Here is a 26,135-nt window from a genome sequence, read left to right as displayed (position 1 = left end):
ATCTAGAATGGCTATTAATACGATTAGACCTGATCGACAAGCCCTCCTACCGTTGCGTTAAATCCGCAAAGGAGAGCCTCATGACCAAAAAACCGACCATGACCACGGCGTCCGGTGCCCCGGTTGCCGACAACCAGAATTCGCTGACTGCGGGCCCCCTCGGCCCGGTGCTGATGCAGGACTTCCATCTGCTGGAAAAACTCGCCCACCAGAATCGCGAGCGGATTCCGGAGCGCACCGTTCATGCCAAGGGCTCCGCGGCTTACGGCACGCTGACCATCACCCACGACATCACGAAATATTCGAAAGCTGCAGCCCTGAAGCCCGGCACCAAGACCGAGGCGTTCCTGCGCTTCTCGACCGTCGCCGGCGAACGCGGCGCGGCCGATGCCGAGCGTGACGTGCGCGGCTGGGCGCTGCGTTTCTACACGTCGGAGGGCAACTGGGACATCGTCGGCAACAACACGCCGGTGTTCTTCGTCCGCGATCCGCTGAAATTCCCCGATTTCATCCATACCCAGAAGCGGCACCCGCGCACCAACATGCGCTCGCCGACCGCGATGTGGGATTTCTGGTCGCTGTCGCCGGAAAGCCTGCATCAGGTGACGATCCTGATGTCCGATCGCGGCCTGCCGCAGAGCTATCGTCACGTCCACGGCTTCGGCTCGCACACCTATTCGTTCATCAACGACAAGAACGAGCGCTTCTGGGTGAAATTCCATTTCAAGTCCCAGCAGGGCATCAAGAACTGGACCAACAGCGAGGCTGCGCAGAAGATCGCGCACGACCGCGAAACCCATCAGCGCGATCTCTACGAGGCGATCGAGAAAAGCGACTTCCCGAAATGGACGTTCTACGTTCAGGTGATGCCGGAAGCCGACGTCGGCAAGCACTGGTACAACCCGTTCGACCTCACCAAGGTGTGGCCGCACAAGGACTACCCGCTGATCGAGGTCGGCGTGCTCGAACTGAACAAGAACCCGGAGAACTATTTCGCCGAGGTCGAACAGGCGGCGCTCTCTCCCGCCAACGTCGTCCCCGGCGTCGGCCATTCGCCGGACAAGATGCTGCAGGCGCGAATCTTCTCCTACGCGGATGCGCACCGCTACCGCGTCGGCGTCAACGCCGAGCAGTTGCCGGTCAACAAGCCGCGCTCTCCGGTGCACACCTATCACGCCGACGGCGCGATGAAATTGCACGGCCACGCAAATCCGGACGCCTACTACGAGCCGAATTCGGTCGGCGGCCCGGCGCAGGACGAGCGCTTCCGCGAACCGCCACTGAAGATCTCCGGCAACGCCGATCGCTACAACCACCGCGACGGCAATGACGACTATCGCCAGCCCGGCGACCTGTTCCGGCTGATGAGCGCCGACCAGAAAGAGCAATTGTTCCACAACATCGCCGCGGCGATGGACGGCGTCCCGGTGGAGATCGTCAAGCGGCAGGTGGTGCACTTTTATCGTGCCGACCCCGATTACGGCATCGGCGTCGCGACCCGGATGGGTCTCTCCGCCTCCGACCTGCCCTCGGCTCAGGCAGCCGAGTAACCGCACACATCACCGGCGGCGTAGTCGCGCCGCCGGCCTTCAACCCATCACCAGGAGTGACATCATGGCTGCACCGCAACGCGCTTTGAACAACGCCGATGTCGTCGGCGAGGTCTACACCGAAGCGAGGATCGAGGCTCTCAACACCGCACTCGCCGAGCGCGGCATTTCCGGCGAACAGGTCATCGCCATTCTGCCCGAGGCCGGGCAGACCATGGTGAAGCCGACACCGCCGCGATTCCGCGTGCTCTATCGCACGGCGTAAGGGCCAGAAGCCACGCATAGTTAGGAATCTGTCATGGCCGGGCTTGTCCCGGCCATCTCGCTTAGGAAGACAGCCCCTCGCTCGGACACAGGGCGAGCGAAAGCATAACCCGGCCAATCCCGCATCCCTCGAAAGACTGATCCGTGCGCGCCGCCGCGTCGCGTTGACAATACGCCGCGCGGTCCTAGCTTCCAGACACCGCAACGTGGGCTCGGGCAAGAACTTGCAACGCAAGGAGCATGGCCATGCGCGAACCAAACCCGGAAAAACTCGATGCACTCGTGAATCGCATGCTCGGCGATGTCGGCGCCTGTGTCACCGGTGCGCTTGTCGTTCTCGGCGATCACCTCGGACTCTACAAGGCGATGGCCGACAGCGACGGCATGACGCCGGAGGAACTGGCCAAGGCCACCGGCTACAAGGAGCGCTACTTGCGCGAATGGCTCTCCGCGCAGGCGGCCTCCGGCTTCATCGAATATGACGATGAGACCGAGAAGTTCAGCCTCAATCCCGAACAGGCGATGGTGTTCGCCAATGAGGACAGCCCGGCGTTCTTCGCCGGCGGTTTCGAAATCGTGCAGTCGATGTGGATGGACGAGGCCAAGATCGAGGACGCCTTCCGCACCGGCAAAGGATTGGGCTGGCACGAGCACAGCAACTGCCTGTTCCGGGGCACCGAAAGATTCTTCCGCCCCGGCTATAACGCCAATCTGATTGGGAGCTGGATTCCTGCCCTCGACGGCGTCAAGGACAAGCTGGAGCGCGGAGCCAACGTCGCCGACGTCGGCTGCGGCCACGGCGCCTCCACCATCTTGATGGCACAGGCCTATCCGAAATCGCACTTCACCGGCTTCGACTATCATGGCCCGTCGATCGAACGCGCCAAGGAAGCCGCGGAGAAAGCCGGCGTAGCCGACCACGTGACCTTCGAACGTGCCTCGGCGTCGGACTTCCCGGAGCGCAAGTACGATCTGGTGGCGATGTTCGATTGCCTCCACGACATGGGCGATCCGGTCGGCGCCGGAAAGCACGTCAAGCAATCGCTGGCGAAAGACGGCACCTGGATGATCGTCGAGCCGATGGCCAAGGATTGCCTGAAGGACAATCTCAATCCGGTCGGCCGCATTTTCTACGGCGCTTCGACCATGATCTGCACACCGGCCTCACTCTCGCAGGACGTCGGGCTCGGGCTCGGCGCGCAGGCCGGAGAGATGAAACTGCGCAAGGTCGCGCTCGATGCGGGGTTCTCGCACTTCCGCCGCGCGGCCGAGACGCCGTTCAACATGGTGCTGGAGGCAAGACCTTAGAACAGGCTGTGACGACCCTCTCATAGTTTTACGGCGCCATCCCGCATTCTCCGTTGTCATGGCCGGACTTGTTCCGGCCATCCCGATCAGGGGCGCATGTGCCCACCCAAGCGAGATCACCGGGACATAGGCGAGCGGAAGCGACGCCGTTCTTTGAACGGCTATGCCTGGTGATAACATAGAATAACATCGTGGCTCCTGATCACGTCCGCAACGCCGCGACAATCGCGTCGAGGCCGTCGGTCAGCGCCGCAGGTCCCGGTTGCAGGATGATGGTCGACTTGATTTCGACGATGCGGTCGTTGCGCACCGCCGGAATGGCGCCCCACCCTGCGCGGCAGCGAATTTTGTCCGGCACTACTTTTTTGCCGCACCACGAAGCGAGAATGATGTCCGGTGCGGCGGCAATCACTGCCTCGGGCGTCACGATCCGTTCGGTCGCAGACTTTCTCGCTCCCAACTCCGGAAACACATCGTCACCACCGGCGATACGAATGAGTTCGGATACCCAGCCGATGCCGCTGATCAGCGGATCGTCCCATTCCTCGAAATAGACTCTCGGGCGCGCCGCGCCGTTCGCTCTTGCGGCAATCTGCGCCAGCGTGTCCTCATAGCCCTTCGCAAGCGTATCCGCCTTCTCCGGCACGCCGACCAGCGCACCCACGGTGCGGATCATCGCGAGGATTCCGGCGATGTCGCGTTGATTGAAGGCATGGACCGCGATCCCTGCCCGGATCAGCCCCGCGACGATATCAGCCTGCAGGTCCGAGAACGTCAGAACCAGATCGGGTTCGAGCGCGAGAATTTTCGGAATGTCCGCCGAGATAAATGCCGACACACGCGGCTTTTCGCGTCTCACCTGCGGCGGCCGCACCGCGTAGCCGGACACGCCGACGATGCGGTCCTGCTCACCAAGCAGATACAGCGTCTCGACGGTCTCCTCGGTCAGGCAAACGATGCGGAGCGGCGGAAAAGCGGGCATAGGCTGTTATAGGGCGGAGAGATGACGGACATCAATGCGGGAGCGATGCTCCCCATCGTAGTCAGGCTCGGGTGCAGTTCTTGCTCAATTTGTCATCACCGGGCTTGTCCCGGTGATCACGCTTAGGCTGGCACCATGCCTCCCTGATCGGGATTGCCGGGACAAGCCCGGCAATGACACACGTGAGATACGGTAACAACCATGCCCCTCACGTCACTGCTGCGCTGACACCCAGCCGTCCGATGCCGGGAATCTTGATCGCCGGGCGGCGGATGTCGATGCCGAGCACCGCGCCGAGAATGTTGAGTTCGATGCCCTCCAGCCAGCCGATGGTGATGCCGGCGTAACCGCCGAGCGTCGCGCGCCAGCCGGTGCCGGACGCGGTACGGCCAAGCCAGCCGCCGTCATAAGGAAAATCCTTGCCGATCGCGGTCGGCGGCAGCACCGCATTCATCTCCGGCACGGCAGCGATGATCGCCGCGACGAAGGTGTTGGAATTCGGCCCCGGCCACGCACGATAGTCGCCGAGGTTGCGATATTTGTAGGCGTCGATCGCGGCGCGGATCTTCGGGATCAGTTGCGCGGCATGCGCGCCATCGGCGCTGAACACGGTTTCCGGCGTCTGCCCGAACCAGCGGCCGTCCGCAATGAAACCATTGACGCGGATCGGTTCGCCCCACGCAGTGTAGTCGTAGCGGCTGTAGCGCTGCGCGCCCTGCTCCTTGAACACGATCCAGCTATGGACCGCGACGATGCCGCGCCAGCGCACCGTGCGCGCCGCGTAAATTCTGACGGCAGCATGGGGATGCGTGGCGGCAGGCGGCAACACGCCGGCGCTGGAGCGATCCGCCGCCCACCAATTGGCGGACGCACGGCTGGAGAGGAAATAGCTGGCAGCGGAAATGCCGATCGGCACAAGCAGAAGGGCCAGGAAAAGCGTCAGAATCATCTTCCACCGTTTCATCACGCTATCCACAGCCCCCGGGACACGCTCAGGCTATGGTGACGGACAAATCCGGCTTCAATGGGACATGACCACTCCGGCGTCAAAAACCGCGCTACGGCCGCCATGGCTGGACTTTCAGGGCCGCTCGACCTCAAACACGCTGCCGTCGTAGCCTGCCTCGACCGGAATTTGCAGGCGGGTCAGGCCGGTGGCGGTCTTGCTCAATTGCGGCATCACCGTCACCACCGGGGTCTTGCGCGCGAATTCCATCGCCGCCTTCGCGCTGCCGAGCCGGTCGAGCTTTATCAGATTGCGGATGGTCGGGAACGGCAGCTTGAAGCGTCCGCTCTCCGCGCCTGCCAGTGCCTCCTTCGGTGACAGCCAGATCGAGTCCACCGATTCATGGCCGTCGTGACGGCCGACCTGATCCGGCGGCGCCAGCGCGAGCAGGAAGTGCGTGTCGAAACGCTTGGGCAACTGGACCGGCGTGATCCAGTGCGCGAACGGCACCAGGCAATCGATCGCTGGCCTCAATGCGTGCTGGCGCAAAATATCCGCGAAGCTCACCTTGCCTTCGTCGAGTGCCGCGCGCTGCGGCTCAAGCGGTGCGAGCTGGGCCGCCGCGATCAACTCGCCCGAGCCGTGCGGGCGCGCGAGCATGATGCCGCTTTCCTCGAAGGTCTCGCGAATGCCACCGATACGGATCGCCGCGGCCTCGGAATCGAGACCGCCACCATGAGGAACGAGCGCGCTATCCGCAGCGATCTCGCGATCGCCGGGGTCCATGCTGCCGCCGGGAAACACCAGCGCGCCGGAGGAGAACTCGATCTGATGGTGCCGCTGCACCATGAAGATCTCCATTCCCTGTGCACCGTCGCGCAACAACAGCACAGTGGACGCCGTGCGCAGTGCCTTCGCCGGATCGCGTGTCGGCGTCTCGGTCATGCGAGTTTCGCCCGCTTGTCAGTGCGTGCAACACGCGACAGCAGATAGTCGACCTCGGCCTTTGCGGTGGCGCTCATCGCCGAGCCCGGCTTGCGCTGGGCGCTGGAGGCGATCTTGCCGCGCTTGTGCAGCACATGCTTGCGCACCGCGAGGCCGACACCCGGCTGCTGCTCGTAACGGATCAACGGCAGGTGCGCGTCGAACAGATCGTGCGCTTCGTCGCGCTTACCGGCCTTCGACAGATTGACCACATCGACCAGCATATCGGGGAAGGCATAGCCGGTCATCGCGCCGTCGGCGCCGCGCTCCATCTCAAAATCGAGGAAGGTGCCGCCGTTGCCGGTGAGGATCGACATGGGACGCAGCGAGCCGTCTTTCTGGAAACCGCGCAGTGTCGAAATCTTCTCGAGTCCCGGCCAGTCTTCATGCTTGAGCATGACGCACGATTTGCTGTCCATCACGATCTTGCGGATTACCGCCGGCGTCATGACCACGGTAAGCGTCAGCGGATAATCCTGCAGCACCCACGGAATGTCCTCGCCGATCGCTTCAGTAGCCTGGCGAAAGTAAGTCGTGATCTGGTCGTCGGTGCGCAGGTTGGGCGTCGGCGCGATCATCACCGCAGCAGCACCGGCGTCCATCGAAGCTCGCGCCAGCGTCCTCATCGCGGCAAAGCCCGGCGCGGAGACGCCGACGATGACCTGCTTGTTCTTGGCGCGCTTGATGAAGCGGGTCGCGACATCGAGCGATTCCTGCGCCTCCATTTTCGGCGCTTCACCGAGAATGCCGAGCACGGTAACGCCGTCGCAGCCAACCTCGGCGTAAAAATCGGTCAGGCGGTCAATGGAGTCGAAATCGATGCGGCCGTCGTCGAAAAAGGGCGTCGGCGCGATGGCGAACGTGCCGCTCGCCTCATGGGTCAGTTTCATATCCAGATTTTTCTTTCGTTGGACCGCGCTCCGGGACGGTCCCGGATCGCGCAAGGCCAATCATACCCCCGCCGCCGGACGGGTCAAAGGGGTGGATTCGGCAGGTAAAATCTCTGAACTGTCATGGCCGGACTTGTTCCGGCCATCCCGCTTAGGAAGGCACAGTACGTCCCCAAGCGAGATCACCGGCACAAGGCCGGTGATGACATCCAGATTGACAAAAGGCCGGCGTCAATTCGCTAGCACTAACCACCTAAAACCGCCGCGCACCCATCTTGTTGCTGTCATCGAAAAAGATGTCCTTGGCGTGGGTGACGATATCCTGCGCCTTCCAGGGCCCGCCGGGCTTCCAGCCCTCCATCTCGAGCATCTTCATTTCGCGCACGCCGCGCGGGCCGGAGACGCCGAGCACCTTGCCGGTCTGATCGCCCGACAGCTCCGAAACCATGTAGAGGACCGCGGGCGCGACCTCGTCCGGCCCCATCGCGGCACCGGGATTTTCCTTGTAGCGCGGCAGGTCGGCGGTCATGCGGGTCAGCGCGCCCAGCGCCAGCGTCCACAGCCGAATGTTGTACTTGCGGCCTTCGATCGCGAGCACGTTGCTCAGGCCCCAGATACCGCCCTTGGCCGAACCGTAATTACTCTGACCGAAATTTCCGATCAGGCCGGAGGTCGACGACGTATTGACGATGACGCCGCCGCCATTGTCCTTCATCCATTTGTAGACCGGCAGTGTGACGCAGAAAGTGCCTTTCAGATGCACCTTCATCACCTTGTCCCAGCTCTCCTCGGTCATCTTGGCGAAGGTGACGTCGAGCAGGATACCGGCATTGTTGACCAGAATGTCTGCGCGGCCGAAATTCCTGATCGCGTCGTCGAACACCGATTGGCCGCCGGCGATGGTGGAAATGTCCGAACCGTTGGCGACAGCCTTGCCGCCCTCGGCCTTGATCGCATCGACCACCTTCTGCGCCATCGACTTGTCAGAGCCGCTTCCGTCACGCGGGCCGCCGAGATCGTTGACCACCACCGACGCGCCCTCGCGCGCGAACAGTTTGGCGTAGGCCTCGCCGAGACCGCCACCCGCACCGGTGATGATCGCAACCTTGCCATCGAGCAAACCCATATCAAGCTCCTGTCGTTACTCCGTTGTCATGGCCGGGCTCGTCCCGGCCATCCCGATAAGGCAGGCACCATGCGTCCCTAAACGGGATGCCCGGCACAAGGCCGGGCATGACAGCAACTAAGTTCTCAGGCCAGAACCGTCTTGCCGTTCCTGATGACGGTGACGTTGCGCGACTTCACCCGCCCCTCGAGCGAGATCACGTTGCCCTCCTTCCAGAGGTCGAAGCTCACCGTCTCGCCCGGGAACACCGGTGACGAGAAGCGCACCGCATGCTGCTTGAATGCTGCCGGATCGTAATCGGCATAGGTCTGCAACACCGCGCGGCAGCTCAGGCCGTAGGTGCACATGCCGTGCAGGATCGGACGGTCGAAGCCGCCGCGCTTGGCGAACTCCGGATCGCTGTGCAGTGGATTGCGGTCGCCGCACAAACGATAGAGAAGCGCCTGGTCGGGCCGGGTCGTAATGTCGACGGTCATGTCGGGCGCACGGTTCGGAATCTTGTGCGGCTCGGGCTGGCCTTCGCTCGGCCCACCGAAGCCGCCATCACCCCGTGCGAACTGCGAGGCAACCAGCGTGGCCAGCGGTTGCCCACCCTCGTCGCGCAACACGGTCTCGCGCAGGATCACCGCGCCCTTGTCCTTGCCCTTGTCGAACACGCCGAGCACGCGGGAGTCGGCGGTGATGTTGGCCTTCACCGGCATCGGTTTGTGGAAGGTGATGTCGCGCTCGCCGTCCACCACCATGACGCGGTTGACGTCGATGTGGCCCGGCCCCGAACCCCAGGCCGCGACTGACGCGTAAGTCGGCACTACTTTCAATTCGCGCGGCGTGTAGTAGCCCTCGTTGACGAACGACAGTTCCTTCTGGTCCATCGGGTCGGCACCCATACCGATGCCGACGGCGTAGAGCATCACCTCGCGATCGGTCCATGAATATTTCTGGCCGACATTCCTGAGCGCCATCACCTCATCGTACTTGATCGGCATGTATCGTTTCCTCTCGATTCTTGCTTGCTTCCGTTCATGGTGAGGTGGCGCGAAGCGCCGTCTCGAACCATGAGGGTTGGTTCTGACGCCTCATCCTTCGAGACGCGCAAAAGTGCGCGCTCCGCCGGATGAGGACGGCCTATTTGATCGGCGTGAAGAAGGGCAGCGGTGCACCGTCGGTCGGCTTGAACACCACCTTCACCCGCTGGCCGATCTTGAGCGACGACAGATCGCAATCGACAAAATTCGTCACCAGCGACGGACCTTCATCGAGCGTGACGTAACCGATGGCATACGGCCCGTTCGCGGATTTTCGCATCAGGCTGTAGGAGTAGATCACGCCCTCGCCCTTGCTCTCTTCCCACACCGTCTTGTCCGAACCGCAGAACGGACAGATCGAGCGCGGAAAATAATGCGGCTCGTTGCAGGCCGTGCAGCGCATGATCAGGAACTTGCCCTGCTTCGCCGCGTCCCAGAACTGCGCGGTTTCGGGATTGGCGGTGGGGGCCGGAAATTTCGCTGCGGTGTTCATCAGACACGCTCCAGAATCGCGGTCGATGCCGCATGACGAACGCCGAGCAATCCGCCGGTGCCGTGCACCAGCGCGAGATCGCAATTCGGCACCTGCACCTTCGGGTGCGCCTCGCCGCGCAACTGTCGCACGGCTTCGATGATCTTGGTCATGCCGCCACGGTTGACCGGATGGTTGCTGCACAAGCCGCCGCCGTCCGTATTCCACGGCAGCTTGCCGACACCGGAAATCAGATTGCCGTCGGCGACGAACTTGCCGCCCTCGCCCTTCTTGCAGAAGCCGAGATCCTCGATTTCGATCAGCACCGTGATGGTGAAACTGTCGTAAATCGACGCATACTTGATGTCCTTCGGCGTCACGCCCGCTTCGGCGAAAGCGCGCGGCCCGCTCCACACCCCGGCGGAATATGTGAGATCGAGACCCTTGCCACCGCGTGGACCTTTCAGCGCCTCACCGTGGCCGGTCATCCGCACCAGCGGCTTCTTCAGCGACTTCGCGATGGTCTCCGAGGTCACGATCAGCGCGCCGCCGCCGTCCGACACCACGCAGCAATCGAGACGATGCAGCGGATCGGAGATCATCGGCGAATTGAGAACATCCTCGACGGTGACGACATCCTTCAGCATCGCGTGCGGGTTGTATTGCGCGTGATGCGAGGCCGCGACCTTGATCCACGCCAGCTGCTCGCTGGTGGTTCCAAACTCATGCATGTGGCGCATGGCGCACATGCCGTAAGCGTTGTGGGTTGTCGCGTTGTAGGCCGCCTCAAAATCCGCTTCTGCGCCGACGGCCCGCGGCGGCATCACGCCGGTGCGCGGCTTGCCCGCCAATGTGATCAGCGCGATCGAGCATTTGCCGGCCGCAATCGCCTCCGCCGCATGGCCAAGCGCAATGATGTAGGAACAACCGCCGGTGTCGGTGGAATCGAGATGCTTGAGCTTGAGGCCGAGATAATCGGCCATCGCCATCACGCCGCCGGGGGCGTCACCAGCGCAGAAATAGCCGTCGATATCGTCCTTGGTGAGACCTGCATCCTCCAGCGCGCCCTTGGCGACTTCGGCGTGGAATTGCGCGGTCGATTTGTCGGGCGCGTGCCGGGTCGGATGCTCATAGATCCCGGCGATATAGGCTTTTCCCTTGATGCTCAAACGAGGTCTCCGCTGGCGTTTCCTGTCAGCGGAACATCTCGCGCGTCAGAGCGGGAATGGCAAGCGGGTTGAGTTTCGCAGCGCGAACCTGACCGCTTGCGGCGTTCTATTCGGCCGCGATCTGCGGCGCGACCATCGGCGGCGGGTTGACAAGGTCCTTCGCCAACTGGTCGTATCGCACTTTCGCGTCAGCGACGGCCTTCTCCTTCACCGGCCCATAGCCGCGGATGCGATCCGGCAGCGACAGGAACTCGACCGCGATGTCGATGGTCTTCGGCGACAACAAGCCGAGCGTTGTCACAACGTCCCGCTCATAGCCCGCGATCAGATCGCGCTCCATCTTGCGGTCCTTGTTGTGGCCGAACGGATCGAACGGCGTGCCGCGCAAGAACCGCAGCTTCGCCAGCACACCGAACACCTTCATCATCCACGGGCCGAACTCGCGCTTGCGCGGGCGCCCCGCCGCATCGAGACCGCTATTAAGGATCGGCGGCGCGAGGTTGAACTTCATTGTGAAGTTGCCGTCGAACTGATCGCGGACGCTCTTGGAAAAAGTTTCGTCGGTAAACAGCCGCGCGACCTCGTACTCGTCCTTGTAGGCGAGCAGCTTGGCGTAGTTGATCGCCACCGCGCGCGGCAGCTCGTCGCCGTAACCGCCGTCGTCGGCAGCCTTCCGAACCTGATCGACCAGCTTGCGGTAACGCTGCGCATAGGCCGCGTTCTGGTAGTTGGTCAGCAGAGTCATGCGATGCGCAATGATCTCGTCGAGGGTCATGTCGGCGAGCGTTTTCGGCGGCGCGGTTTCTTCCTTCATCAGTGCCGCGAGACGCGCCGGATCGGCGGCCGCCAAACGTCCGAGCCGGAACGCCTGGGTATTCATCTTGATCGCCACCGCGTTAAGCTCGATCGCCTGCTCGATCGCTTCGGCGCTAACCGGCAACAGGCCCTTTTGATAGGCGAAGCCCATCATCATCATGTTGGTCGCGATGGAATCTCCCAGCAACGATTCCGCCGCATGGGTGAAATCGAGGAACGCCGAGTCCTTGCGCAGCGCCGCCTCGAGCACGTGGTTGACCTTGCGGCGCTGGAAATCGAAATCGCGGTTCTGGATGAAATCCGCGATCGGGATCAGATGGGTGTTGATGATGCCGTGGGTACGGGAGGATTCGCACAGCGTGATGGTTTCCTTGGCGATCGCCACCACCTCGTCGGCCGCGATCACCACGTCGGCGGTGCCGGTGACGATGCGCGAGCACGTCACGTCCGCCGGGTTCTTCGACAGCCGGACATGGCTCAACACCGCGCCGCCCTTCTGCGCGAGGCCGGACATGTCGAGGATCATGCTGGCCTTGCCCTCGATATGCGCGGCCATGCCGAGCAGCGCGCCGATGGTAAGCACGCCGGTGCCGCCGACGCCGCCAACCGCGATGTTATACGGCCGGTCGAGTGACGGGATCGCAGGCGGTGGCGGAAGATCGCCGATGTCGCCGAGGTCAGCGGCAGCACGCTTGCGCAAGGCGCCGCCCTCGATGGTCACGAAGGACGGACAGAGGCCCTTCACGCACGAAAAATCCTTGTTGCAGCTCGACTGGTTGATGGTGCGCTTGCGCCCCAGCTCGGTTTCGAGCGGCTCGACCGAGATGCAGTTCGATTGCACCGAGCAGTCGCCGCAGCCCTCACACACCGCCGGATTGATCATGACGCGCTTGGCCGGATCCTCCAGCGTGCCGCGCTTGCGGCGGCGGCGCTTTTCGGCGGCGCAGGTCTGCACGAAGACGATGGCGGTGCAGCCCGGCACCTCGCGCAGCGTTCGCATGACCTTGTCGAGTTCATCGCGATGCGCGAGCTTGGTGCCCGGCGCGATGGTGCTGGCCGGATAGGCGTCGGGATTCTCCGACACGAGATAGATTTCGCCGACGCCTTCGCTGCGGAGCTGGAAGGTGATCTGCTGCGGCGACAGATCGCCGTCATGCTTCTGGCCACCGGTCATGGCGACCGCGTCGTTATAGAGAATCTTGTAGGTGATGTTGGCCTTGGACGCGACCGCCTGACGGATCGCGAGGCTGCCGGAGTGGAAATACGTACCGTCGCCGAGATTGGCGAACACGTGCTTCTCGTTGGTGAACGGCGCAATGCCGGACCATGTCACCCCCTCACCGCCCATGTGGGTGAAGGTCTCGGTGTTGCGGTCCATCCACAGCGACATGAAGTGACAGCCGATGCCGGCGAAGGCGCGGCTACCCTCCGGTACCTTCGTCGAGGTGTTGTGCGGACAGCCCGAGCAGAAATACGGCGTGCGCGTCACCGGCGCGATTGCCTGTACCTGCGAGGCCTGGCGGCCATTGAACCAGTCGGCCTTGGCGCGCAGCATCGCCACGATCTCGGGATTGAGATCAAGCTGCAGCAGCCGCTCGGTCAGCGAGGTCGCGATGCCAGCCACGCTCAGTTCCTGCGCGAACGGCAGGAAGCGCTTGTCATGATCGTCCATCTTGCCGACGATGCGCGGGCGGGCATCATCGCGCCAGTTGTAGAGCTCTTGCTTGACCTGGTTCTCGACAATTTCTCGCCGTTCCTCGACGATCAAAATCTCCTCGAGGCCGATAGCGAACTTGCGCACGCCTTCCGGCTCCAGCGGCCACGGCATGCCGATCTTGTAGAGGCGCAGACCGATCTTGGCGGCGACCTCCTCCGTGATGCCGAGTTCGCGCAGCGCCTGACGCACATCCTCATAGCTCTTGCCGGACGCCATGATGCCGAAGCGCGCGTTCGGCGAATCCATCGTGATGCGGTTGACGTTGTTGGCGCGGGCAAACGCGATCGCGGCGAAGCCCTTGTAGTCCTGCAGACGCTGGTCCTGTGCGTAGCGGTCGTCCGGCCAGCGCAGGTTGAGGCCGTCCGGCGGCATTTCGAAATCGGTCGGGATGATGAACGGCTTCATCTCGTCGGTGAGATCGATCTCCGCCGTGGTCTCCACGGTCTCGGTAATGACCTTCATGCCGACCCAGCAACCCGAGTAGCGCGACATTGCGATGCCGAGCAGACCCATCTCGATCATCTCGTGGACCGAGGACGGATAGAGATACGGCATCAGCGCCGAGATAAAGGCGTGGTCCGACTGATGCGGCACGGTGGAGGATTTCGCGCCGTGGTCATCGCCGGCGAGACACAGCACGCCGCCGTTTTTCGCGGAGCCTGCCGCGTTGCCGTGACGGAACACGTCGCCGCAGCGATCGACGCCCGGGCCCTTGCCGTACCAGATGCCGACCACGCCGTCGTGCTTGGCGCCGGGCGACAGGTTGAGCTGCTGCGACCCCCAGATCGCGGTGGCTGCAAGATCCTCGTTCACGCCGGGCTGGAATTTGACGCCGTACTGTTCGAGATGTTTGCGCGCGGCGTGAAGCTGCTGATCATAGCCGCCGAGGGGCGAACCGCGATAACCGGTGACGAAGCCCGCGGTGTTCAAGCCCGCGGCGCGGTCGCGCCGAATCTGCGCCATCGGCAGGCGGACCAATGCCTGAATGCCGGTGAGAAAAACGTGCCCCGAGTCCTGCGTGTATTTCTGGTCGAGACTGATCGGCCCTTGGTTGATTCCCATTCCGTCTCTTCTCCCGTCGGACGTTGCGGCTTCTTGTTGTGAAATAATGCTTGTTTGGAATCAGTCTATGTCGATTTCCGTGCGTCGCGCATCATAAATCGATGGGCATCAACCGCCCGATTTATCAACGTAATTTCGTTCCGGGAAAGCCGTGACGGATTGTGCGTTATGTCGCTACCGGTGCCTTGGCGGAAAGGACGTTGCGGCTGCCTTTTCGCAGCGCAGCGTGATGGCTCATTCCGCGGTTCAAGCGCTCTCTCGCCACACAATATCTGATTTGTATCCCGCGATATCCATTCTCGCAGACAAGCCATCCTTTTCCGCAAGGCTGCCCCGCGCGGACGTATCACGACTTCGGGAACAACCCCGGCCGCCCATCATTGCCCTTTTAGACAAATAATGGAGGGTCCGGATGAACAGTCATTTCAGGAACGATCCCGACATGTTTCCCACCTCGTTCGACGAAAGCACCCGGTCGAACATCAAGGACTTCGAACATAGCCAGCGCGCGAAACCGCTGAAGGCTCTGATCGGTATGGGCATCCTGATCGCCATCGTCCTCGCGCTGTGGGAGTTTAACCCCAACAGATCCGACACGGCGAATACGGCAACCAGCATATCAACGGATACGAACCGCGCTCCGGGACAAACCACCGGCATAGCACCGTCGCGTCCGGCACCCGCACCATCGGCCAAGTGACAAAACCCGCTCAGACATCGTGCTGAAGGCGGAACCCCTGCGGCGCTGGGCAATTGGTAATGCACCCAACGGAAGGAGGACGGAGACATGGCAATCGAACGCGATCCGCATGAGCGGAATCCGACTAATGAGGAACTGCGTCAGCGTGCCACCAATACCGAGAACAGGCTCGAAGCCGATCCCGAACTGGTAGAAGGGCCTGCGAGCGGCGGACGAATTACCCTGTTTGCCGTTGCGATCATCGCTATTCTCGGCGTGGTGTTTTACGGTTTGAACAATTCCGCGATATCGCCTGAAGGCTCGACCACGGCGTCGCAGACCGCACCGGCCACGACAGCTCCGGCACAAAAGGATGCCCAGAAGAACATGGCGCCGAATACGGCACCGGGCCAGACCACCGGCTCGGCGAAGCCGTCAGCGCCGATGGGGGCGCCTCAGCCTGCACCGGCCACTCCGGCACCTGCACCTGGCGGCACGGCCCCGGCACGCTAAACGCGACTGACATCTACGATGCGGCGGACCGAAATGTCCGCCGCATTTGCTTTGCATACGTTACGCCTTGCGCACGAATGCTGCGTTGAGTTCGGCATAGGCCGCCGCGTTGGCGAATCCGCCGAACGACCCCTTCTCCACGATCTCGCGCGCAGAGCGAATGAAGCCGCCCCACGCCGCCCGCGCCATCGCGCCGCCGACACTGATCCGCCGCACCCCTAGGTCGGCGAGTTCGGCAACACTGAAACCAGGCCCGCCCATCAGCACATTGACTGGCTTCGGCGCGACCGCCTTCACCACTGCTGCGATCTGCTCCTTGGAGCGCAGGCCCGGCGCATAAAGACAATCCGACCCTGCCTCGGCATAGGCGACAAGCCGCGCGATGACCTTGTTGAGGTCGGTCTCGCCGACCAGGAATCCCTCACAGCGCCCGACCAGCATGACCTTGCCTCCGGTCGCGTCGATCGCCGACCGTGCGGCGCGGATGCGCTCGATCGCGAGCTTGCTGTCGTAGAGCGGCGCGTCCGCCTTGCCGGTCGAATCCTCGATCGAGATTGCAGCGACGCCGGTGGCTACCCCGCGCGTCACGTTGGCGGCGACGCCGGCCGGATCGTCGGCGAAGCCCGCCTCGAAATCGGCGTTGACCGGAAGGTCGGTGGCGTCGTTCAGCAATTTCAGATGCGCCAGCACGTCATCGCAAGTGACGTGATTGTCCGGCCGCCCGGTCGACCATGCATAGCCTGAACTGGTCGAAGCCAGCGCCTTGAAGCCCATATTCTGGAGCATCCGCGCGCTGCCGACATCCCACGGATTCGGAATCACGAAACATCCCGCCTCGTGCAGCTTCCAGAAATCTGCGCGCTTTTGTTCGACACTTAAAACCATGACCATTCCCCGATTGAGCGCGGCAACAGCGCCACGCCATGTTGGCAGCATGAAATCGCCGGACGCGCGACTTCACAAGCGAATTCGTTTCGGCGTGCGGCCCTAGGCCTCCACCGATCGCAGAAACGTCCGTTCCTCCGCGAGAATGATCTGTTGGCCTCGGCGAAGCTGAAATTCGCCATGCCTTCGGCATCGCCGCGCAGCCGCGCGCGATAGCTCTCATAATCGGCGAGACTGCGAAACGAGATCAGGCCGAAGGCAATGTTATTGCTGCCCTCGTGCGGCATCCAGTAGCCGACGAGATCGCCGCCGCACTTCGGAATAATGGTCAGCCAGCGCCTCGCATAATCCTCGAACAAATGCCGCTTGAACGGATCGATCTGATAACGGATGAACACGGTGACGGTCACGAAGCCTCTCCTGCATTTGATCGCAGCCGCACCCTACCCCGTTGCCCGGCGTGAACGCTTCGACTATGATCGAAGGATGAAAACAGGCCCCGATATCGCGATGATCGCAGCCCTCGTCGGCGATCCTGCTCGCTGCAACATGCTCACGGCACTAATGAGCGGCCGCGCGTTGACCGCGAGCGAACTCGCCCAGGAAGCCGGTGTGACGCCGCAGACCGCAAGTTCGCATCTCGCCAAGCTGGAATCCGGCCTCCTGATCACGCCGCAGAAGCAGGGCCGCCATCGCTACTATCGCATCGCCGGGCCGGAGGTCGCCGCCGCCCTCGAAAGCCTGATGGTGCTGGCGACCCGCGCCGGGGTGCGGGTGCGCACCGGGCCGAAGGATCCGGCCCTGCGCCGCGCCCGGGTCTGCTACGACCACCTCGCCGGCTCTTTCGGCGTGCGAATGCTCGATGCCATGACCGAGAGAAAATTCATCCGTCAGCACAAGGGCACGATCGCGCTGACCCTAGACGGTGAACGATTCATCGCCAAGTTCGGCATCGACCTCGACGTCCTGCAAGGCTCGCGGCGGCCGCTGTGCAAGACCTGCCTCGACTGGAGCGCGCGGCGCAGCCACCTCGCCGGCACGCTTGGCGCCGCCATGCTGGCGCGGCTGACAGACCTGAAATGGGCGCGGCGCGATCCCGGCAACCGGATTGTCACCTTCACCCCGAAAGGCGAGAGCCAGTTTGCAGCACTTTTCGGCGCTCCGGCGGACTGACGACACCACGTCGCAGTTGACAGCATCCGGCAAAAATCGGCGTAATCGCGCGGCTTTTAATTTCAGCATTTCAAACAGGTGGTTCATGTCGAGACGCGCGTTGCTGGTGGCCGTGGGGCTTGTTGCGGTCGCCTTCCCCGCCTTCGCCTACGAGATCAAATCGAAGACGCCGGACACGGCGTTTCCCGGAAAGCTGCAGCCGGACATTGTCGGGATGTCGAGCGAGGTCGATGCCGATAAGGCCCGCGCAGTCTATGAGAGCTATCTCAAGGATCTTCCCGGCGTGAAGCCGCAGGCGGTGCAACAGAAATTCGGCAGTACCAACGTCACCTATGTCACATCAATGACATTCGACAAACCTGCCACCGCCGACCATGCCGGCGAAACGATGACCAGCGCGTTCTCCTCGCCGGCCAGCGGCAATGTCGCCTATTACGTCCTCCGCAGCCTCGGCTTCAGCAAGACGGGGCAGCCGTCCAAGACCGAAATGATCGCGCACGTGACCGATAAATACGGCAAGCCCACCGTGATCGGCGACGGCCACATCTATTACTTCTACCGCAAGGGCAAAATCGTTTCGGTGAAACAGAAATACACCCCGGCCTCGGCGCTCGACGCGCTCAACGCGCCGGTCAACCCGAGGGCCGCCGTGGCGCTGAACGATTCGAACGGCCGGGGAAGTTGCATCGCGGCGCTCAAGCATGTCGAGGCAGCTTCCGACAAGTCGCTCGCCGGCCTTGTGGCCGAAGCCAAAAGCGCAAATTGCGATGGCCTCCTTAGCGTCGCCCTGTTGCCGGGCGTCACCGCGGACCGCGTCAGCAAGGCGATATTCACGCTGATCGATTTCAAACGCATCGCCAGCGCGGCGAAGATCGACGATGCGGCATTCGCCGCTGAAAAGAGCGAAGCGCAAAATCGCGCGCCCGCCGGCAGCGCGCCGAAACTCTGATTCGAACAGAAGCCCCGCAGCGAATGATTCGCTGCGGGGCTTATTCTCAGAACCTGTATCTGATCAGTAGTAGTAACGGCGGCGATAGTAACGCCGACGCAAGCGGCGGCGCCACGGGCGGCGATAGCCCCAATAGTGACGGCGATAATAGCGGCGACGCCAGTAGCGGCGGCGGCGCCATTGCACCTGCTCAACCCTGGCCTGATCGATATCCTTTTCGTCAGCCACCGCAGGCTGGGCTTCCGGACGCGATTGCGGCGAAAGCCCGTCCGGTGTCAGTGGCTGCACAGCAAATGGTGCTGCCTTCGCTGCTGAAGCCATCGCGACGGCGCCAAGGCCGAACCCGAAAGCTGCTTTCAGAAAATCACGGCGCTCCATGACGTCCTCCTTTCGATTATCGGGACGCATCATCATCGCGCCGCCGGCATGAACTGAAACTGAACCCGCGAGCCTTGCGATCCGTTCCAGATCGAATCAGAGGCAACGACTTTTCATGCGGTTTTCATGCGTTGCCTGAACAGCCATTCATATTCGTTCCTTACTCTTGCCATTGCGCGGAACCACTCTAGGAATGTCGCCGTTAGGCCGACTTAACCGAGGAACATACTCATGAAAAAATTGTTCGTTGCTGCGTTGTTTGCATCCACGATCGCCGGCTTCGGCGTAGCCAACGCGATGTCCCCTGCGCCCGCAGCACCAACCGGCAGCGATGTCATCAATGTCGCGCAAGGCTGCGGCCCCGGCTTCCATCGTGGCGCCTATGGCCGCTGCCGTGCCAATCGCGGCAGGGTCGTGGTGCGTCCGCCCATGGTGCGCAAATGCCGCTACTGGGGTCCCGGCCGCCGCGTCTGCCGGACCTGGTGGTAAGCATCAGTCGCACGACAGAAACCCCGCTTCGGCGGGGCTTCTTGTTGGCGCACGACCTTTAGTGCGCCGCAAGCGTGGCCAGTTTGCCGCGCTGCGGCAACGGGAACTCCCCGCAATGTGATGGTGCGGAGCGGTGTAACGCCCTCGCCCGACGCGACGGCGGCGCGCACTTGGTGTTTAATCGCACCATGAGCGAAACGGGCCCATCATCCAACAGTTTCACCAGCAGATGCGCTCACGTGATCGAGCGGATCGGCCTTGCGATGGCAGGCGCGTCATGCGGCCTGTTCGTCGCCACGCACATGTCCGGCGCACGCATCGAATTGTTCGGCTCGCTCGGCATGGTGCTCGGCATGGTCATCCTCGGCGCGCTCGGCTTCTATGTCGGCATCGACATTCCGCGGGTGTTTCGCCGCCGCGCCCAAAGCGGCGACGACCTGCCGAAAACCGACATCGTCGAATTGCTCAGCGCCGCAGGCACGTTTCTCGCCGCTCTTGCCGCCTTCGTTTCGGTCTACACCATCGTCACCGACCCCGCTATCGGTCTCGGCTGGACGCTGACCATCGCCGGCTGGTGGCTTCTCGGCGTGACCATGCAGATCGCCGCCGGCATCATCGCGCGCTGGCGCAACGGGCACCCCGCGCAGGCCGAGGCCTGACAAGGCCGATCATCACCAGCCTCCGAAGATTGCGGCTCAGTGCGGCGGCGTTTCGCGCTCGTAGATGAATTTCGGCATCTCCCACTTGTAGCGGATCGCCAGCAGGCGGAACGCCAGGCCGATGATGAAGGCGCCGATCACCGCCCCGACGTGGTTCAGGCCATATCGCGTTGCCGCGACATAAATCGCCCCGGTAGTCAGCGATACGGTGGCGTATAGCTCGCTGCGGAAAAGCAATGGAATTTCCGTACACAGCATGTCACGCAGCACACCGCCGACGCAGCCGGTAATCATGCCCGCCACCACCACGATGGTGAGCGGCTGGCCCATCGCCAGCGCCACGTTGCAGCCGATGATGGTGAATACGACGAGTCCGATCGCATCCAGCACCAGAAACAGCGAATGAAAACGGTGGATCACCTGCGCCAGCGCGATGGTGAGCAAGGCCGAAACGCCGGTGAGCACCAGCAGCATGGGATGCTTGACCCACAGCAATGAATAGTGACCGAGCAACACATCCCGCACCGAGCGCCGTGATCGCGCCGAGCATGGCGACGCCGAACCAGTCCATTTTGCGGCGGCCGGCAGCCAGCGCCGCGGTCATCGCCTCGGCGACCATGGCAACCAGTCCGAACATGAAGAGAACCGAGTCGGCGGGAAGCATATGCTTACGTAGCACAGAGGCTCGCCAGGTGTCGTCCCCGCCAACGGGTCCGGCTTCGCCGGCCCGATAACAGACTCAGCGAGGACCTTTGTGGGGAGGGAAAGAGCGCACCTCTCGGGGTGAGCAACGCGCGGCGCAGATCAGGCCGGCCACGTCTCCGCCAGCACGAGAATATCGCGCGAGCGCTTGATGTCCGGCCAGTCGCGGTCGAAATCGCGCACCAGCCGCTTCATCTCGTCGCCGCCAACAGCAGTATCGAGCGAAGCGCGGTCGTCGAACTCATAGAACGCCTGATGCACCGAGGGATCGACCGCGCTCCACGTCCGCCACGCCCGCCTGCAGCCGAACACTTTCACCGCATCGGGCAGATGCTCGCGCGAATACCATTGATCGAACGCTTGGCGTTTTGATTCATCGGGGACGACGGCACGGACGATGAAGAGGATGTGGAGCGACATTGTGACGCTTTCTCCTGATGAAACTACCAATCTTCAGCTTTTCGACCATCAGAGAAAATACGACGCATCCTAACAACGGGATTTCCCGAATCCATATCTATCAGCGCATATGCATTTGTTTCATCTACAGGAAGCCGCTCTCGTTTCGCACCACTGCTGCCTGCAGCTATAATGGTAATCGATCTATTGGCCGCCCTGCTTTCTTTGCTCATCTCCGCGCTCGCCGCAGAAAATACCATCCTCTTCGTAGAATGTTGATGACCATGGAGAACAATTGATACGCCAGCCTCTTGCGAGCGGCGCAATAATCGCGCCGCGTCTAAAGTCATCGAGATTTTCCCGTTGGTCGCGACAACTTCTCGCTCATAAACCGGCAATAGGTGATGATGAAGCACAACAATTTTAGTCACACGGTCCGACGTTTCTCGCTCCAATATATCAAATATTTCGTCGGCATCATCACCAACGTAACCGTACTCGGCGAACTCCGTCTGTTCATTCAAATAAGCAGAGTTGAGCATCCCCAAGAGAAGCACACTCTTTCCATACTCTATATGCACAACATAATTTAGTGGCGAAAGCTTATACACCCCGCAAAACTCTTCTCTAAGGGCGCGAAATCCTTCCTCATGCGAATAATGAAGTAGAGCTTCCTGACTTCGGGCGGCTCGGATGCTTTCCGCACGATGTCATGATTGCCCGGAACAATACAAAAAAGCTTAGGATCAACCGAAATGGCGTCCGAAAGATCATTCAAAAATTCCTTGGCAACATCAAGCCCTGAAAGTTTCCTATCTCCAGATTCGTGAGGCTTAGACCATGCCCCCTTAGTCAAGATATCTCCTGAAATTATGACGCATCCGATCTGACCCAACACATCCAAGCTTCTTAGATCCTCGTAAAGGACTTCAGAAAGCGCTTTTCGAGGACTGGTATCGCTTTTGCTTTTCTTAACCGGATAGCGGAAGGCGTGATCATCACCGAGATGAACATCACTCAAATGGAGCGCCCATCGCGAGCCTTCAATTTGTACTGCCGCTGCGGTGCAGAGTTGATGACATTACTATTTTGATCATAGTCCAAAAAATATATCGTTGGCACACCCAGAAGCGCCTTCAATCGCTTGTCTGCGTCGATTTCTGCGATCCGGGAAGCTAACTCGAACCAGATAGGAACTTCCGCCTTACGCTCCTGATAATATTCAGGAACAAGTGCGTCATCGACATCTGCGATGTTGGAAATAATGCGCTTAACATCACATACGAAAATCTCAGGATTGGACTTTCTTGATGTATTAGCAATGTAAATTCGATCAACCGACTTCGCCGTAAGACGTTTCAAAATTTCGCCGGCATTCTCAAACGATTTCAGCCAGAGCCCCCAAAGCACACTTCCTTTCTCTTTGAAAATCTTGTTGTGTTCTTCAACAGAAAAAACATCTACATCACGAAATCTCAGCATTACGCTGGGTGTTGCCATGACGCCCCCCCAATTTACGTTCCGCGGATCAAACTGCATTCCCATTTTTTCAACAAGAAAGCGGAGAGCCGTCTCGTTTTGATCATTGAGGCCGTCGACAATCGAAATCGGAGAATGCAGCCGAGCTACACGATTCCGGGAAGTCCAAATGTTGATATGTGGGAGAATAGGATCACGTCGACTCGTCGACTTCAAAACAAACGGGGCAAGATCAAACTCATAGGTGTTCACGAACTGCTGCTCTTGCGCACAAACCTTCAAAGCGACCTGCTCGCCCGACAATGTGAACCTGAACCATTCCGACCCCGTAAAAGGGAACGGAGAGTCATCCAAAAGATGCTCGGTCTGCTTGATAAGTCGCAAAAGCAAGCCTTCGCGCTGCGGAGGTAACAGTCTCGTCGCCGCAAAAATGACTTCTTCGAAAGCTGGTAAACGATAGACTGTCTTACCAATCGTTTCGACCCTCCCAACACCGGATAGCGCCTCAAAAATGGAAGAATGCTCATGCTTCGCCGAGGGGCGCACCGTCTCAGGCCAAAGGCTGAATAAAATAGACCCTCCAAGATTGATTTGCGAGAGTCCAATATTCATCCAACGAATGAATTCGTGCAGGTACCATGGAGGATCTATTACACAAAGGTCATAACGATACTCACCTGCAAGCTTTGGCATTCCAAAGCGCAGGTCAATGTTGATGACATCAAAACCGTCAGAGGGAGAAAGGTAGTTAGGATTGCGTTCAATCAATGAGCCTCGACGACCTAAGTGCCCCAACGTCGCCACCAGCGAAGGGCATCCCAATAGCAGAATTCCTTCTGCCATTTTTGCCTCACACGCTATTTTTGACACCGATTCTGGAGCAAACCGCCAGTCATAATCTAGTTGATGCTCTTGAAACACGTCCCCTCTTTCGCTTCCATACGAGTACAAGCCTAGCTTTCGCCAAGCTACTCACAACGGAATGTTGTCGTGCTTCTTCATCGGCACGTCGACGTGCTTGTCCTTGAGCATGGCAAGCGCGCGGGCGATACGGCGGCGGGTCGAGTGCGGCATGATCACGTCGTCGATATAGCCGCGCTCGGCGGCGACGAACGGTGACAGGAAACGATCCTCGTATTCCTTGGTGCGCGCGGCGATCTTCTCAGCGTCGCCAATGTCCTGCCGGAAGATGATCTCCACCGCGCCCTTGGCGCCCATCACCGCGATCTGCGCGGTCGGCCAGGCGTAATTGAGGTCGGCGCCGATCTCCTTCGACGCCATGACGTCGAACGCGCCGCCATAGGCCTTGCGGGTGATGACCGTGACCAGCGGCACCGTGCACTGCGAATACGCGAACAAGAGCTTCGCGCCATGCTTGATCAGCCCGCCATATTCCTGCGCGGTGCCCGGCAGGAAGCCCGGCACGTCCACGAAGGTGACGATCGGAATGTTGAAAGCGTCACAGAACCGCACGAAGCGCGCGGCCTTGCGCGAGGCGTCAGAGTCGAGCACGCCCGCCAGCACCATCGGCTGGTTCGCGACGAAGCCCACCGTCTTGCCGGCGACGCGGCCGAAGCCGGTGACGACGTTCTTGGCGAACGTGTCGGCGAGTTCGAAGAAATCGCCCTCGTCCACCACCTTCAGGATCAGTTCCTTAATGTCGTAGGGCTGGTTCGGATTTTCCGGAATCAGCGTATCGAGCGAGTTGTCGACGCGTTCGATGTCGTCGAAACTCGGCCACTCGGGCACGCCCACGGTGTTGTTGCTCGGCAGGAAGTCGATCAGCCGGCGCATCTGCAGCAGCGTCTCGACATCGTTCTCGAACGCGCCGTCGGCGATCGACGAGCGCGTGGCGTGGACCGACGCGCCGCCGAGTTCTTCGGCGGTAACGACTTCGTTGGTGACGGTCTTCACCACGTCCGGTCCGGTGACGAACATGTAGCTGGTGTTCTTCACCATGAAAATGAAATCGGTCATCGCCGGCGAATAGACGTCGCCGCCCGCGCACGGCCCCATGATGACGCTGATCTGCGGAATGACGCCCGAGGCCTGCACGTTGCGGCGAAACACGTAGGAATAACCCGCGAGCGCCGCAACGCCCTCCTGGATGCGCGCCCCACCGGCGTCGTATAGCCCGATGATCGGCGCCCTCGCCTTCAGCGCCATGTCCTGCAGCTTGGTGATCTTCAGCGCGTGGGTCTCGGACAGCGAGCCGCCGAACACGGTGAAGTCTTTCGCGAACACGAACACGGTGCGGCCGTTGACCGTGCCCCAGCCGGTGACGACGCCGTCGCCCGGCACCTTGTTCTTCTCCATGCCGAATTCGACCGAGCGATGCTCAACGAACATGTCGAATTCCTCGAACGACCCCTTGTCGAGCAGCAGTTCGATGCGCTCGCGCGCGGTCAGTTTGCCGCGGCCGTGCTGCGCCTCGATGCGCTTTTCGCCGCCGCCGAGTTTCGCGCCCGCGCGCCGGCCGTCGAGCTTTTCAAGGATATCTTTCATGTGTATCGCCCCGGAAGGCAGCCGGGCGGCCGCCTGAAATGTGAGTAATTTGGAACCTGTCTAGCACGCGATTTGGCGGTGGAAAACGGCCGATTGGCTGTCCGGGGACATACGGAAATCCCGTACTAAACAGGGGTTTTCGGGGAATCGGCATGACTGAGGCGAGTGACGGAACCACGGCAGGCGCCGTCTACGGCGGCGTGAGGACGCTGCTGCGGCTGGAGGGATTGGCGCTCGCGCTGGCCTGTGCGGTGTTCTACAGCTACTTCGAGGGCTCGTGGTGGATGTTCGCCATCCTTTTGCTCGCGCCGGATTTGAGCTTCCTGGGCTACCTTGCCGGGCCCCGCGTCGGCGCGGCGGTCTACAATGCCGCCCACGCCGCCATCGTGCCGATGCTGCTCGGCATCGTCGGCATGGTGGTGCCCTCGGCGCTGGCGATGCACCTGGCGCTGATCTGGAGCGCGCATATCGGGATCGACCGCGCGCTGGGCTATGGCCTGAAATACGACGGCGGATTTTCCTTCACCCATCTCGGCCGCATCGGCAAGCGCGCGGGGTAACGGCGGCGCGCCACGGAGGATACATGCTGTTTCTGGTGATTTCGACGCCGCGCCCCGAGCGCCCTTCCGATATGGCCACCACGCGGCAGAATTTCTGGCCGTGGCTCGCGCAGTATCAGGACAAGGGCATCTGCAAGCATGCCTATCCGCGCGTCGGCCGTGGCCTCGTCGCGATCTTCGATGTCGACAGCAACGACACGCTGCACCGGATTCTCAATGAGTGGGCGGACAGGATCCCCGCCCATTTCGACACCTATCCGCTGGTCGATGTCGCCGCGACCAGGCAGATGCTCGCTGATCAGGTGGCGGCGAAGGAGAAAGGTTAGCTACCCTTTTTCCCCTCTCCCACAAGGGAGAAGGAAAGAAGCGCATGACCCTCGCCAAGAACCGGCGATGACGTCGCTAGACTACAGTCTTGTCACTGCCGGGCCTGACCCGGCAATCCATCATTCAA

27 protein-coding genes and 2 pseudogenes are annotated in these 26,135 nt (G+C 61.4%); 11 read left to right on the top strand and 18 right to left on the bottom strand.

What is annotated here, in order from left to right; all coding sequences use genetic code 11:
* The first annotated feature begins 80 nt into the window (after positions 1-80).
* The 3 genes from ASC80_RS04540 to ASC80_RS04530 all read left to right on the top strand — a co-directional run bounded on the left by ASC80_RS04540 (position 81) and on the right by ASC80_RS04530 (position 3,122).
* A complete protein-coding gene (locus ASC80_RS04540; protein WP_056293217.1) occupies positions 81-1,550 on the top strand; it encodes a catalase in 1,470 nt (489 codons plus the stop codon).
* Positions 1,551-1,614: 64 nt separating this feature from the next.
* On the top strand, positions 1,615-1,815 hold the full coding sequence (locus ASC80_RS04535; protein WP_056293214.1) for a hypothetical protein: 201 nt from the start codon (positions 1,615-1,617) through the stop codon (positions 1,813-1,815).
* A gap of 245 nt (positions 1,816-2,060) precedes the next feature.
* On the top strand, positions 2,061-3,122 hold the full coding sequence (locus tag ASC80_RS04530) for a class I SAM-dependent methyltransferase (RefSeq protein ID WP_056295605.1): 1,062 nt from the start codon (positions 2,061-2,063) through the stop codon (positions 3,120-3,122).
* 202 nt (positions 3,123-3,324) lie between these two features.
* Here ASC80_RS04530 and ASC80_RS04525 read toward each other — a convergent pair whose 3' ends face one another.
* From ASC80_RS04525 to ASC80_RS04485, 9 genes are all read right to left on the bottom strand, one after another.
* Complete coding sequence (locus ASC80_RS04525) at positions 3,325-4,104, bottom strand: cobalamin-binding protein (protein ID WP_056293211.1); 780 nt, start codon at positions 4,102-4,104, stop codon at positions 3,325-3,327.
* 208 nt (positions 4,105-4,312) lie between these two features.
* Complete coding sequence (locus tag ASC80_RS04520; protein ID WP_056293209.1) at positions 4,313-5,053, bottom strand: DUF3750 domain-containing protein; 741 nt, start codon at positions 5,051-5,053, stop codon at positions 4,313-4,315.
* Positions 5,054-5,185: 132 nt separating this feature from the next.
* Positions 5,186-5,995, bottom strand: coding sequence for an NUDIX hydrolase (locus tag ASC80_RS04515; protein ID WP_056293207.1), 810 nt, complete (start codon positions 5,993-5,995; stop codon positions 5,186-5,188).
* Positions 5,992-6,924 carry a dihydrodipicolinate synthase family protein gene (locus ASC80_RS04510; protein ID WP_056293205.1) on the bottom strand — a complete coding sequence of 311 codons (933 nt, stop codon included), beginning with the start codon at positions 6,922-6,924 and terminating at the stop codon, positions 5,992-5,994. Before ASC80_RS04510 ends, ASC80_RS04515 begins: the two co-directional genes overlap by 4 nt.
* Before the next feature lie 253 nt (positions 6,925-7,177).
* Positions 7,178-8,050, bottom strand: coding sequence for an SDR family oxidoreductase (locus tag ASC80_RS04505; protein ID WP_056293202.1), 873 nt, complete (start codon positions 8,048-8,050; stop codon positions 7,178-7,180).
* A 125-nt stretch (positions 8,051-8,175) separates the two neighbouring features.
* Entirely contained in the window at positions 8,176-9,036 is an 861-nt protein-coding gene (locus tag ASC80_RS04500) for a MaoC/PaaZ C-terminal domain-containing protein (RefSeq protein ID WP_056293199.1), read from the bottom strand.
* Between the two features lie 139 nt (positions 9,037-9,175).
* The gene (locus tag ASC80_RS04495; RefSeq protein ID WP_056293196.1) at positions 9,176-9,568 is read right to left on the bottom strand and encodes a Zn-ribbon domain-containing OB-fold protein; all 393 of its coding nucleotides are present in this window, start codon (positions 9,566-9,568) and stop codon (positions 9,176-9,178) included.
* Positions 9,568-10,716: a thiolase family protein gene (locus ASC80_RS04490; protein WP_056293193.1), complete on the bottom strand. Its 1,149-nt coding sequence runs from the start codon at positions 10,714-10,716 to the stop codon at positions 9,568-9,570. The genes ASC80_RS04495 and ASC80_RS04490 overlap by 1 nt, the downstream gene beginning before the upstream one ends.
* A gap of 106 nt (positions 10,717-10,822) precedes the next feature.
* Positions 10,823-14,311 carry an indolepyruvate ferredoxin oxidoreductase family protein gene (locus ASC80_RS04485; RefSeq protein WP_056293191.1) on the bottom strand — a complete coding sequence of 1,163 codons (3,489 nt, stop codon included), beginning with the start codon at positions 14,309-14,311 and terminating at the stop codon, positions 10,823-10,825.
* Between the two features lie 442 nt (positions 14,312-14,753).
* Between ASC80_RS04485 and ASC80_RS04480 the strand changes: the two genes are divergently transcribed.
* Positions 14,754-15,011 (top strand): hypothetical protein, encoded by a 258-nt coding sequence (locus ASC80_RS04480; protein ID WP_156464256.1) that lies wholly within the window; start codon positions 14,754-14,756, stop codon positions 15,009-15,011.
* 87 nt (positions 15,012-15,098) lie between these two features.
* Positions 15,099-15,503, top strand: a complete 405-nt coding sequence (locus ASC80_RS04475) for a hypothetical protein (protein WP_056293187.1) — start codon at positions 15,099-15,101, stop codon at positions 15,501-15,503.
* 60 nt (positions 15,504-15,563) lie between these two features.
* On the opposite strand, the gene ASC80_RS04470 is transcribed toward ASC80_RS04475, so the two are convergent.
* Together ASC80_RS04470 and ASC80_RS04465 are read right to left on the bottom strand one after the other, a co-directional pair.
* Complete coding sequence (locus ASC80_RS04470; protein WP_056295602.1) at positions 15,564-16,388, bottom strand: isocitrate lyase/PEP mutase family protein; 825 nt, start codon at positions 16,386-16,388, stop codon at positions 15,564-15,566.
* A gap of 102 nt (positions 16,389-16,490) precedes the next feature.
* A pseudogene (locus ASC80_RS04465) lies at positions 16,491-16,798 on the bottom strand (NIPSNAP family protein).
* Positions 16,799-16,874: 76 nt separating this feature from the next.
* Here ASC80_RS04465 and ASC80_RS04460 point away from each other — a divergent pair.
* A complete protein-coding gene (locus ASC80_RS04460; RefSeq protein ID WP_056293184.1) occupies positions 16,875-17,561 on the top strand; it encodes an ArsR/SmtB family transcription factor in 687 nt (228 codons plus the stop codon).
* Positions 17,562-17,646: 85 nt separating this feature from the next.
* Entirely contained in the window at positions 17,647-18,510 is an 864-nt protein-coding gene (locus ASC80_RS04455) for a hypothetical protein (RefSeq protein WP_056293182.1), read from the top strand.
* A 63-nt stretch (positions 18,511-18,573) separates the two neighbouring features.
* On the opposite strand, the gene ASC80_RS04450 is transcribed toward ASC80_RS04455, so the two are convergent.
* Complete coding sequence (locus ASC80_RS04450; RefSeq protein WP_056295601.1) at positions 18,574-18,888, bottom strand: twin-arginine translocation signal domain-containing protein; 315 nt, start codon at positions 18,886-18,888, stop codon at positions 18,574-18,576.
* 231 nt (positions 18,889-19,119) lie between these two features.
* Here ASC80_RS04450 and ASC80_RS04445 point away from each other — a divergent pair, with 231 nt between their 5' ends.
* Together ASC80_RS04445 and ASC80_RS04440 are read left to right on the top strand one after the other, a co-directional pair.
* Positions 19,120-19,377 carry a GCG_CRPN prefix-to-repeats domain-containing protein gene (locus tag ASC80_RS04445; RefSeq protein ID WP_056293179.1) on the top strand — a complete coding sequence of 86 codons (258 nt, stop codon included), beginning with the start codon at positions 19,120-19,122 and terminating at the stop codon, positions 19,375-19,377.
* Between the two features lie 239 nt (positions 19,378-19,616).
* The gene (locus tag ASC80_RS04440) at positions 19,617-20,036 is read left to right on the top strand and encodes a hypothetical protein (protein WP_244487180.1); all 420 of its coding nucleotides are present in this window, start codon (positions 19,617-19,619) and stop codon (positions 20,034-20,036) included.
* Positions 20,037-20,072: 36 nt separating this feature from the next.
* Here the strand turns inward: ASC80_RS04440 and ASC80_RS04435 are convergent.
* The 6 genes and pseudogenes from ASC80_RS04435 to ASC80_RS04410 all read right to left on the bottom strand — a co-directional run bounded on the left by ASC80_RS04435 (position 20,073) and on the right by ASC80_RS04410 (position 25,121).
* Positions 20,073-20,700, bottom strand: a pseudogene (locus tag ASC80_RS04435) (trimeric intracellular cation channel family protein).
* A gap of 140 nt (positions 20,701-20,840) precedes the next feature.
* Entirely contained in the window at positions 20,841-21,158 is a 318-nt protein-coding gene (locus ASC80_RS04430) for an EthD domain-containing protein (protein WP_056293174.1), read from the bottom strand.
* 23 nt (positions 21,159-21,181) lie between these two features.
* Positions 21,182-21,748, bottom strand: a complete 567-nt coding sequence (locus ASC80_RS23535) for a metallophosphoesterase family protein (RefSeq protein WP_156464255.1) — start codon at positions 21,746-21,748, stop codon at positions 21,182-21,184.
* Complete coding sequence (locus ASC80_RS04420; protein ID WP_056293169.1) at positions 21,727-22,158, bottom strand: metallophosphoesterase family protein; 432 nt, start codon at positions 22,156-22,158, stop codon at positions 21,727-21,729. Before ASC80_RS04420 ends, ASC80_RS23535 begins: the two co-directional genes overlap by 22 nt.
* Positions 22,155-23,537, bottom strand: coding sequence for a hypothetical protein (locus ASC80_RS04415; RefSeq protein ID WP_156464253.1), 1,383 nt, complete (start codon positions 23,535-23,537; stop codon positions 22,155-22,157). The genes ASC80_RS04420 and ASC80_RS04415 overlap by 4 nt, the downstream gene beginning before the upstream one ends.
* A 51-nt stretch (positions 23,538-23,588) precedes the next feature.
* Positions 23,589-25,121 carry an acyl-CoA carboxylase subunit beta gene (locus tag ASC80_RS04410; protein WP_056293163.1) on the bottom strand — a complete coding sequence of 511 codons (1,533 nt, stop codon included), beginning with the start codon at positions 25,119-25,121 and terminating at the stop codon, positions 23,589-23,591.
* Positions 25,122-25,273: 152 nt separating this feature from the next.
* Here ASC80_RS04410 and ASC80_RS04405 point away from each other — a divergent pair, with 152 nt between their 5' ends.
* Both ASC80_RS04405 and ASC80_RS04400 read left to right on the top strand, forming a co-directional pair.
* On the top strand, positions 25,274-25,681 hold the full coding sequence (locus ASC80_RS04405; protein ID WP_056293161.1) for a DUF4260 domain-containing protein: 408 nt from the start codon (positions 25,274-25,276) through the stop codon (positions 25,679-25,681).
* Between the two features lie 23 nt (positions 25,682-25,704).
* Positions 25,705-26,007 carry a DUF3303 family protein gene (locus ASC80_RS04400; RefSeq protein ID WP_056293159.1) on the top strand — a complete coding sequence of 101 codons (303 nt, stop codon included), beginning with the start codon at positions 25,705-25,707 and terminating at the stop codon, positions 26,005-26,007.
* Positions 26,008-26,135: the final 128 nt, after the last annotated feature.

Origin of the sequence: Afipia sp. Root123D2, assembly GCF_001425835.1 — a bacterium.
Lineage (GTDB): Bacteria > Pseudomonadota > Alphaproteobacteria > Rhizobiales > Xanthobacteraceae > Afipia.
Note: the sequence above shows the minus strand (reverse complement) of the source record. Positions and strands in the feature narration are given on the sequence as shown.

What these genes read in the sequence shown, in the direction of transcription:
- ASC80_RS04480 (WP_156464256.1), top strand. Translation starts at nt 14,754, where the DNA reads ATGTTTCCCACCTCGTTCGACGAAAGCACCCGGTCGAACATCAAGGAC.
- ASC80_RS04495 (WP_056293196.1), bottom strand. Translation starts at nt 9,568, where the DNA reads ATGAACACCGCAGCGAAATTTCCGGCCCCCACCGCCAATCCCGAAACC.
- ASC80_RS04520 (WP_056293209.1), bottom strand. Translation starts at nt 5,053, where the DNA reads ATGATTCTGACGCTTTTCCTGGCCCTTCTGCTTGTGCCGATCGGCATT.
- ASC80_RS04530 (WP_056295605.1), top strand. Translation starts at nt 2,061, where the DNA reads ATGCGCGAACCAAACCCGGAAAAACTCGATGCACTCGTGAATCGCATG.
- ASC80_RS04400 (WP_056293159.1), top strand. Translation starts at nt 25,705, where the DNA reads ATGCTGTTTCTGGTGATTTCGACGCCGCGCCCCGAGCGCCCTTCCGAT.
- ASC80_RS04450 (WP_056295601.1), bottom strand. Translation starts at nt 18,888, where the DNA reads ATGGAGCGCCGTGATTTTCTGAAAGCAGCTTTCGGGTTCGGCCTTGGC.
- ASC80_RS04525 (WP_056293211.1), bottom strand. Translation starts at nt 4,104, where the DNA reads ATGCCCGCTTTTCCGCCGCTCCGCATCGTTTGCCTGACCGAGGAGACC.
- ASC80_RS04515 (WP_056293207.1), bottom strand. Translation starts at nt 5,995, where the DNA reads ATGACCGAGACGCCGACACGCGATCCGGCGAAGGCACTGCGCACGGCG.
- ASC80_RS04455 (WP_056293182.1), top strand. Translation starts at nt 17,647, where the DNA reads ATGTCGAGACGCGCGTTGCTGGTGGCCGTGGGGCTTGTTGCGGTCGCC.
- ASC80_RS04505 (WP_056293202.1), bottom strand. Translation starts at nt 8,050, where the DNA reads ATGGGTTTGCTCGATGGCAAGGTTGCGATCATCACCGGTGCGGGTGGC.
- ASC80_RS04405 (WP_056293161.1), top strand. Translation starts at nt 25,274, where the DNA reads ATGACTGAGGCGAGTGACGGAACCACGGCAGGCGCCGTCTACGGCGGC.
- ASC80_RS04510 (WP_056293205.1), bottom strand. Translation starts at nt 6,924, where the DNA reads ATGAAACTGACCCATGAGGCGAGCGGCACGTTCGCCATCGCGCCGACG.
- ASC80_RS04410 (WP_056293163.1), bottom strand. Translation starts at nt 25,121, where the DNA reads ATGAAAGATATCCTTGAAAAGCTCGACGGCCGGCGCGCGGGCGCGAAA.
- ASC80_RS04430 (WP_056293174.1), bottom strand. Translation starts at nt 21,158, where the DNA reads ATGTCGCTCCACATCCTCTTCATCGTCCGTGCCGTCGTCCCCGATGAA.
- ASC80_RS04540 (WP_056293217.1), top strand. Translation starts at nt 81, where the DNA reads ATGACCAAAAAACCGACCATGACCACGGCGTCCGGTGCCCCGGTTGCC.
- ASC80_RS04475 (WP_056293187.1), top strand. Translation starts at nt 15,099, where the DNA reads ATGGCAATCGAACGCGATCCGCATGAGCGGAATCCGACTAATGAGGAA.
- ASC80_RS04460 (WP_056293184.1), top strand. Translation starts at nt 16,875, where the DNA reads ATGAAAACAGGCCCCGATATCGCGATGATCGCAGCCCTCGTCGGCGAT.
- ASC80_RS04500 (WP_056293199.1), bottom strand. Translation starts at nt 9,036, where the DNA reads ATGCCGATCAAGTACGATGAGGTGATGGCGCTCAGGAATGTCGGCCAG.
- ASC80_RS04535 (WP_056293214.1), top strand. Translation starts at nt 1,615, where the DNA reads ATGGCTGCACCGCAACGCGCTTTGAACAACGCCGATGTCGTCGGCGAG.
- ASC80_RS04470 (WP_056295602.1), bottom strand. Translation starts at nt 16,388, where the DNA reads ATGGTTTTAAGTGTCGAACAAAAGCGCGCAGATTTCTGGAAGCTGCAC.
- ASC80_RS04445 (WP_056293179.1), top strand. Translation starts at nt 19,120, where the DNA reads ATGAAAAAATTGTTCGTTGCTGCGTTGTTTGCATCCACGATCGCCGGC.
- ASC80_RS04485 (WP_056293191.1), bottom strand. Translation starts at nt 14,311, where the DNA reads ATGGGAATCAACCAAGGGCCGATCAGTCTCGACCAGAAATACACGCAG.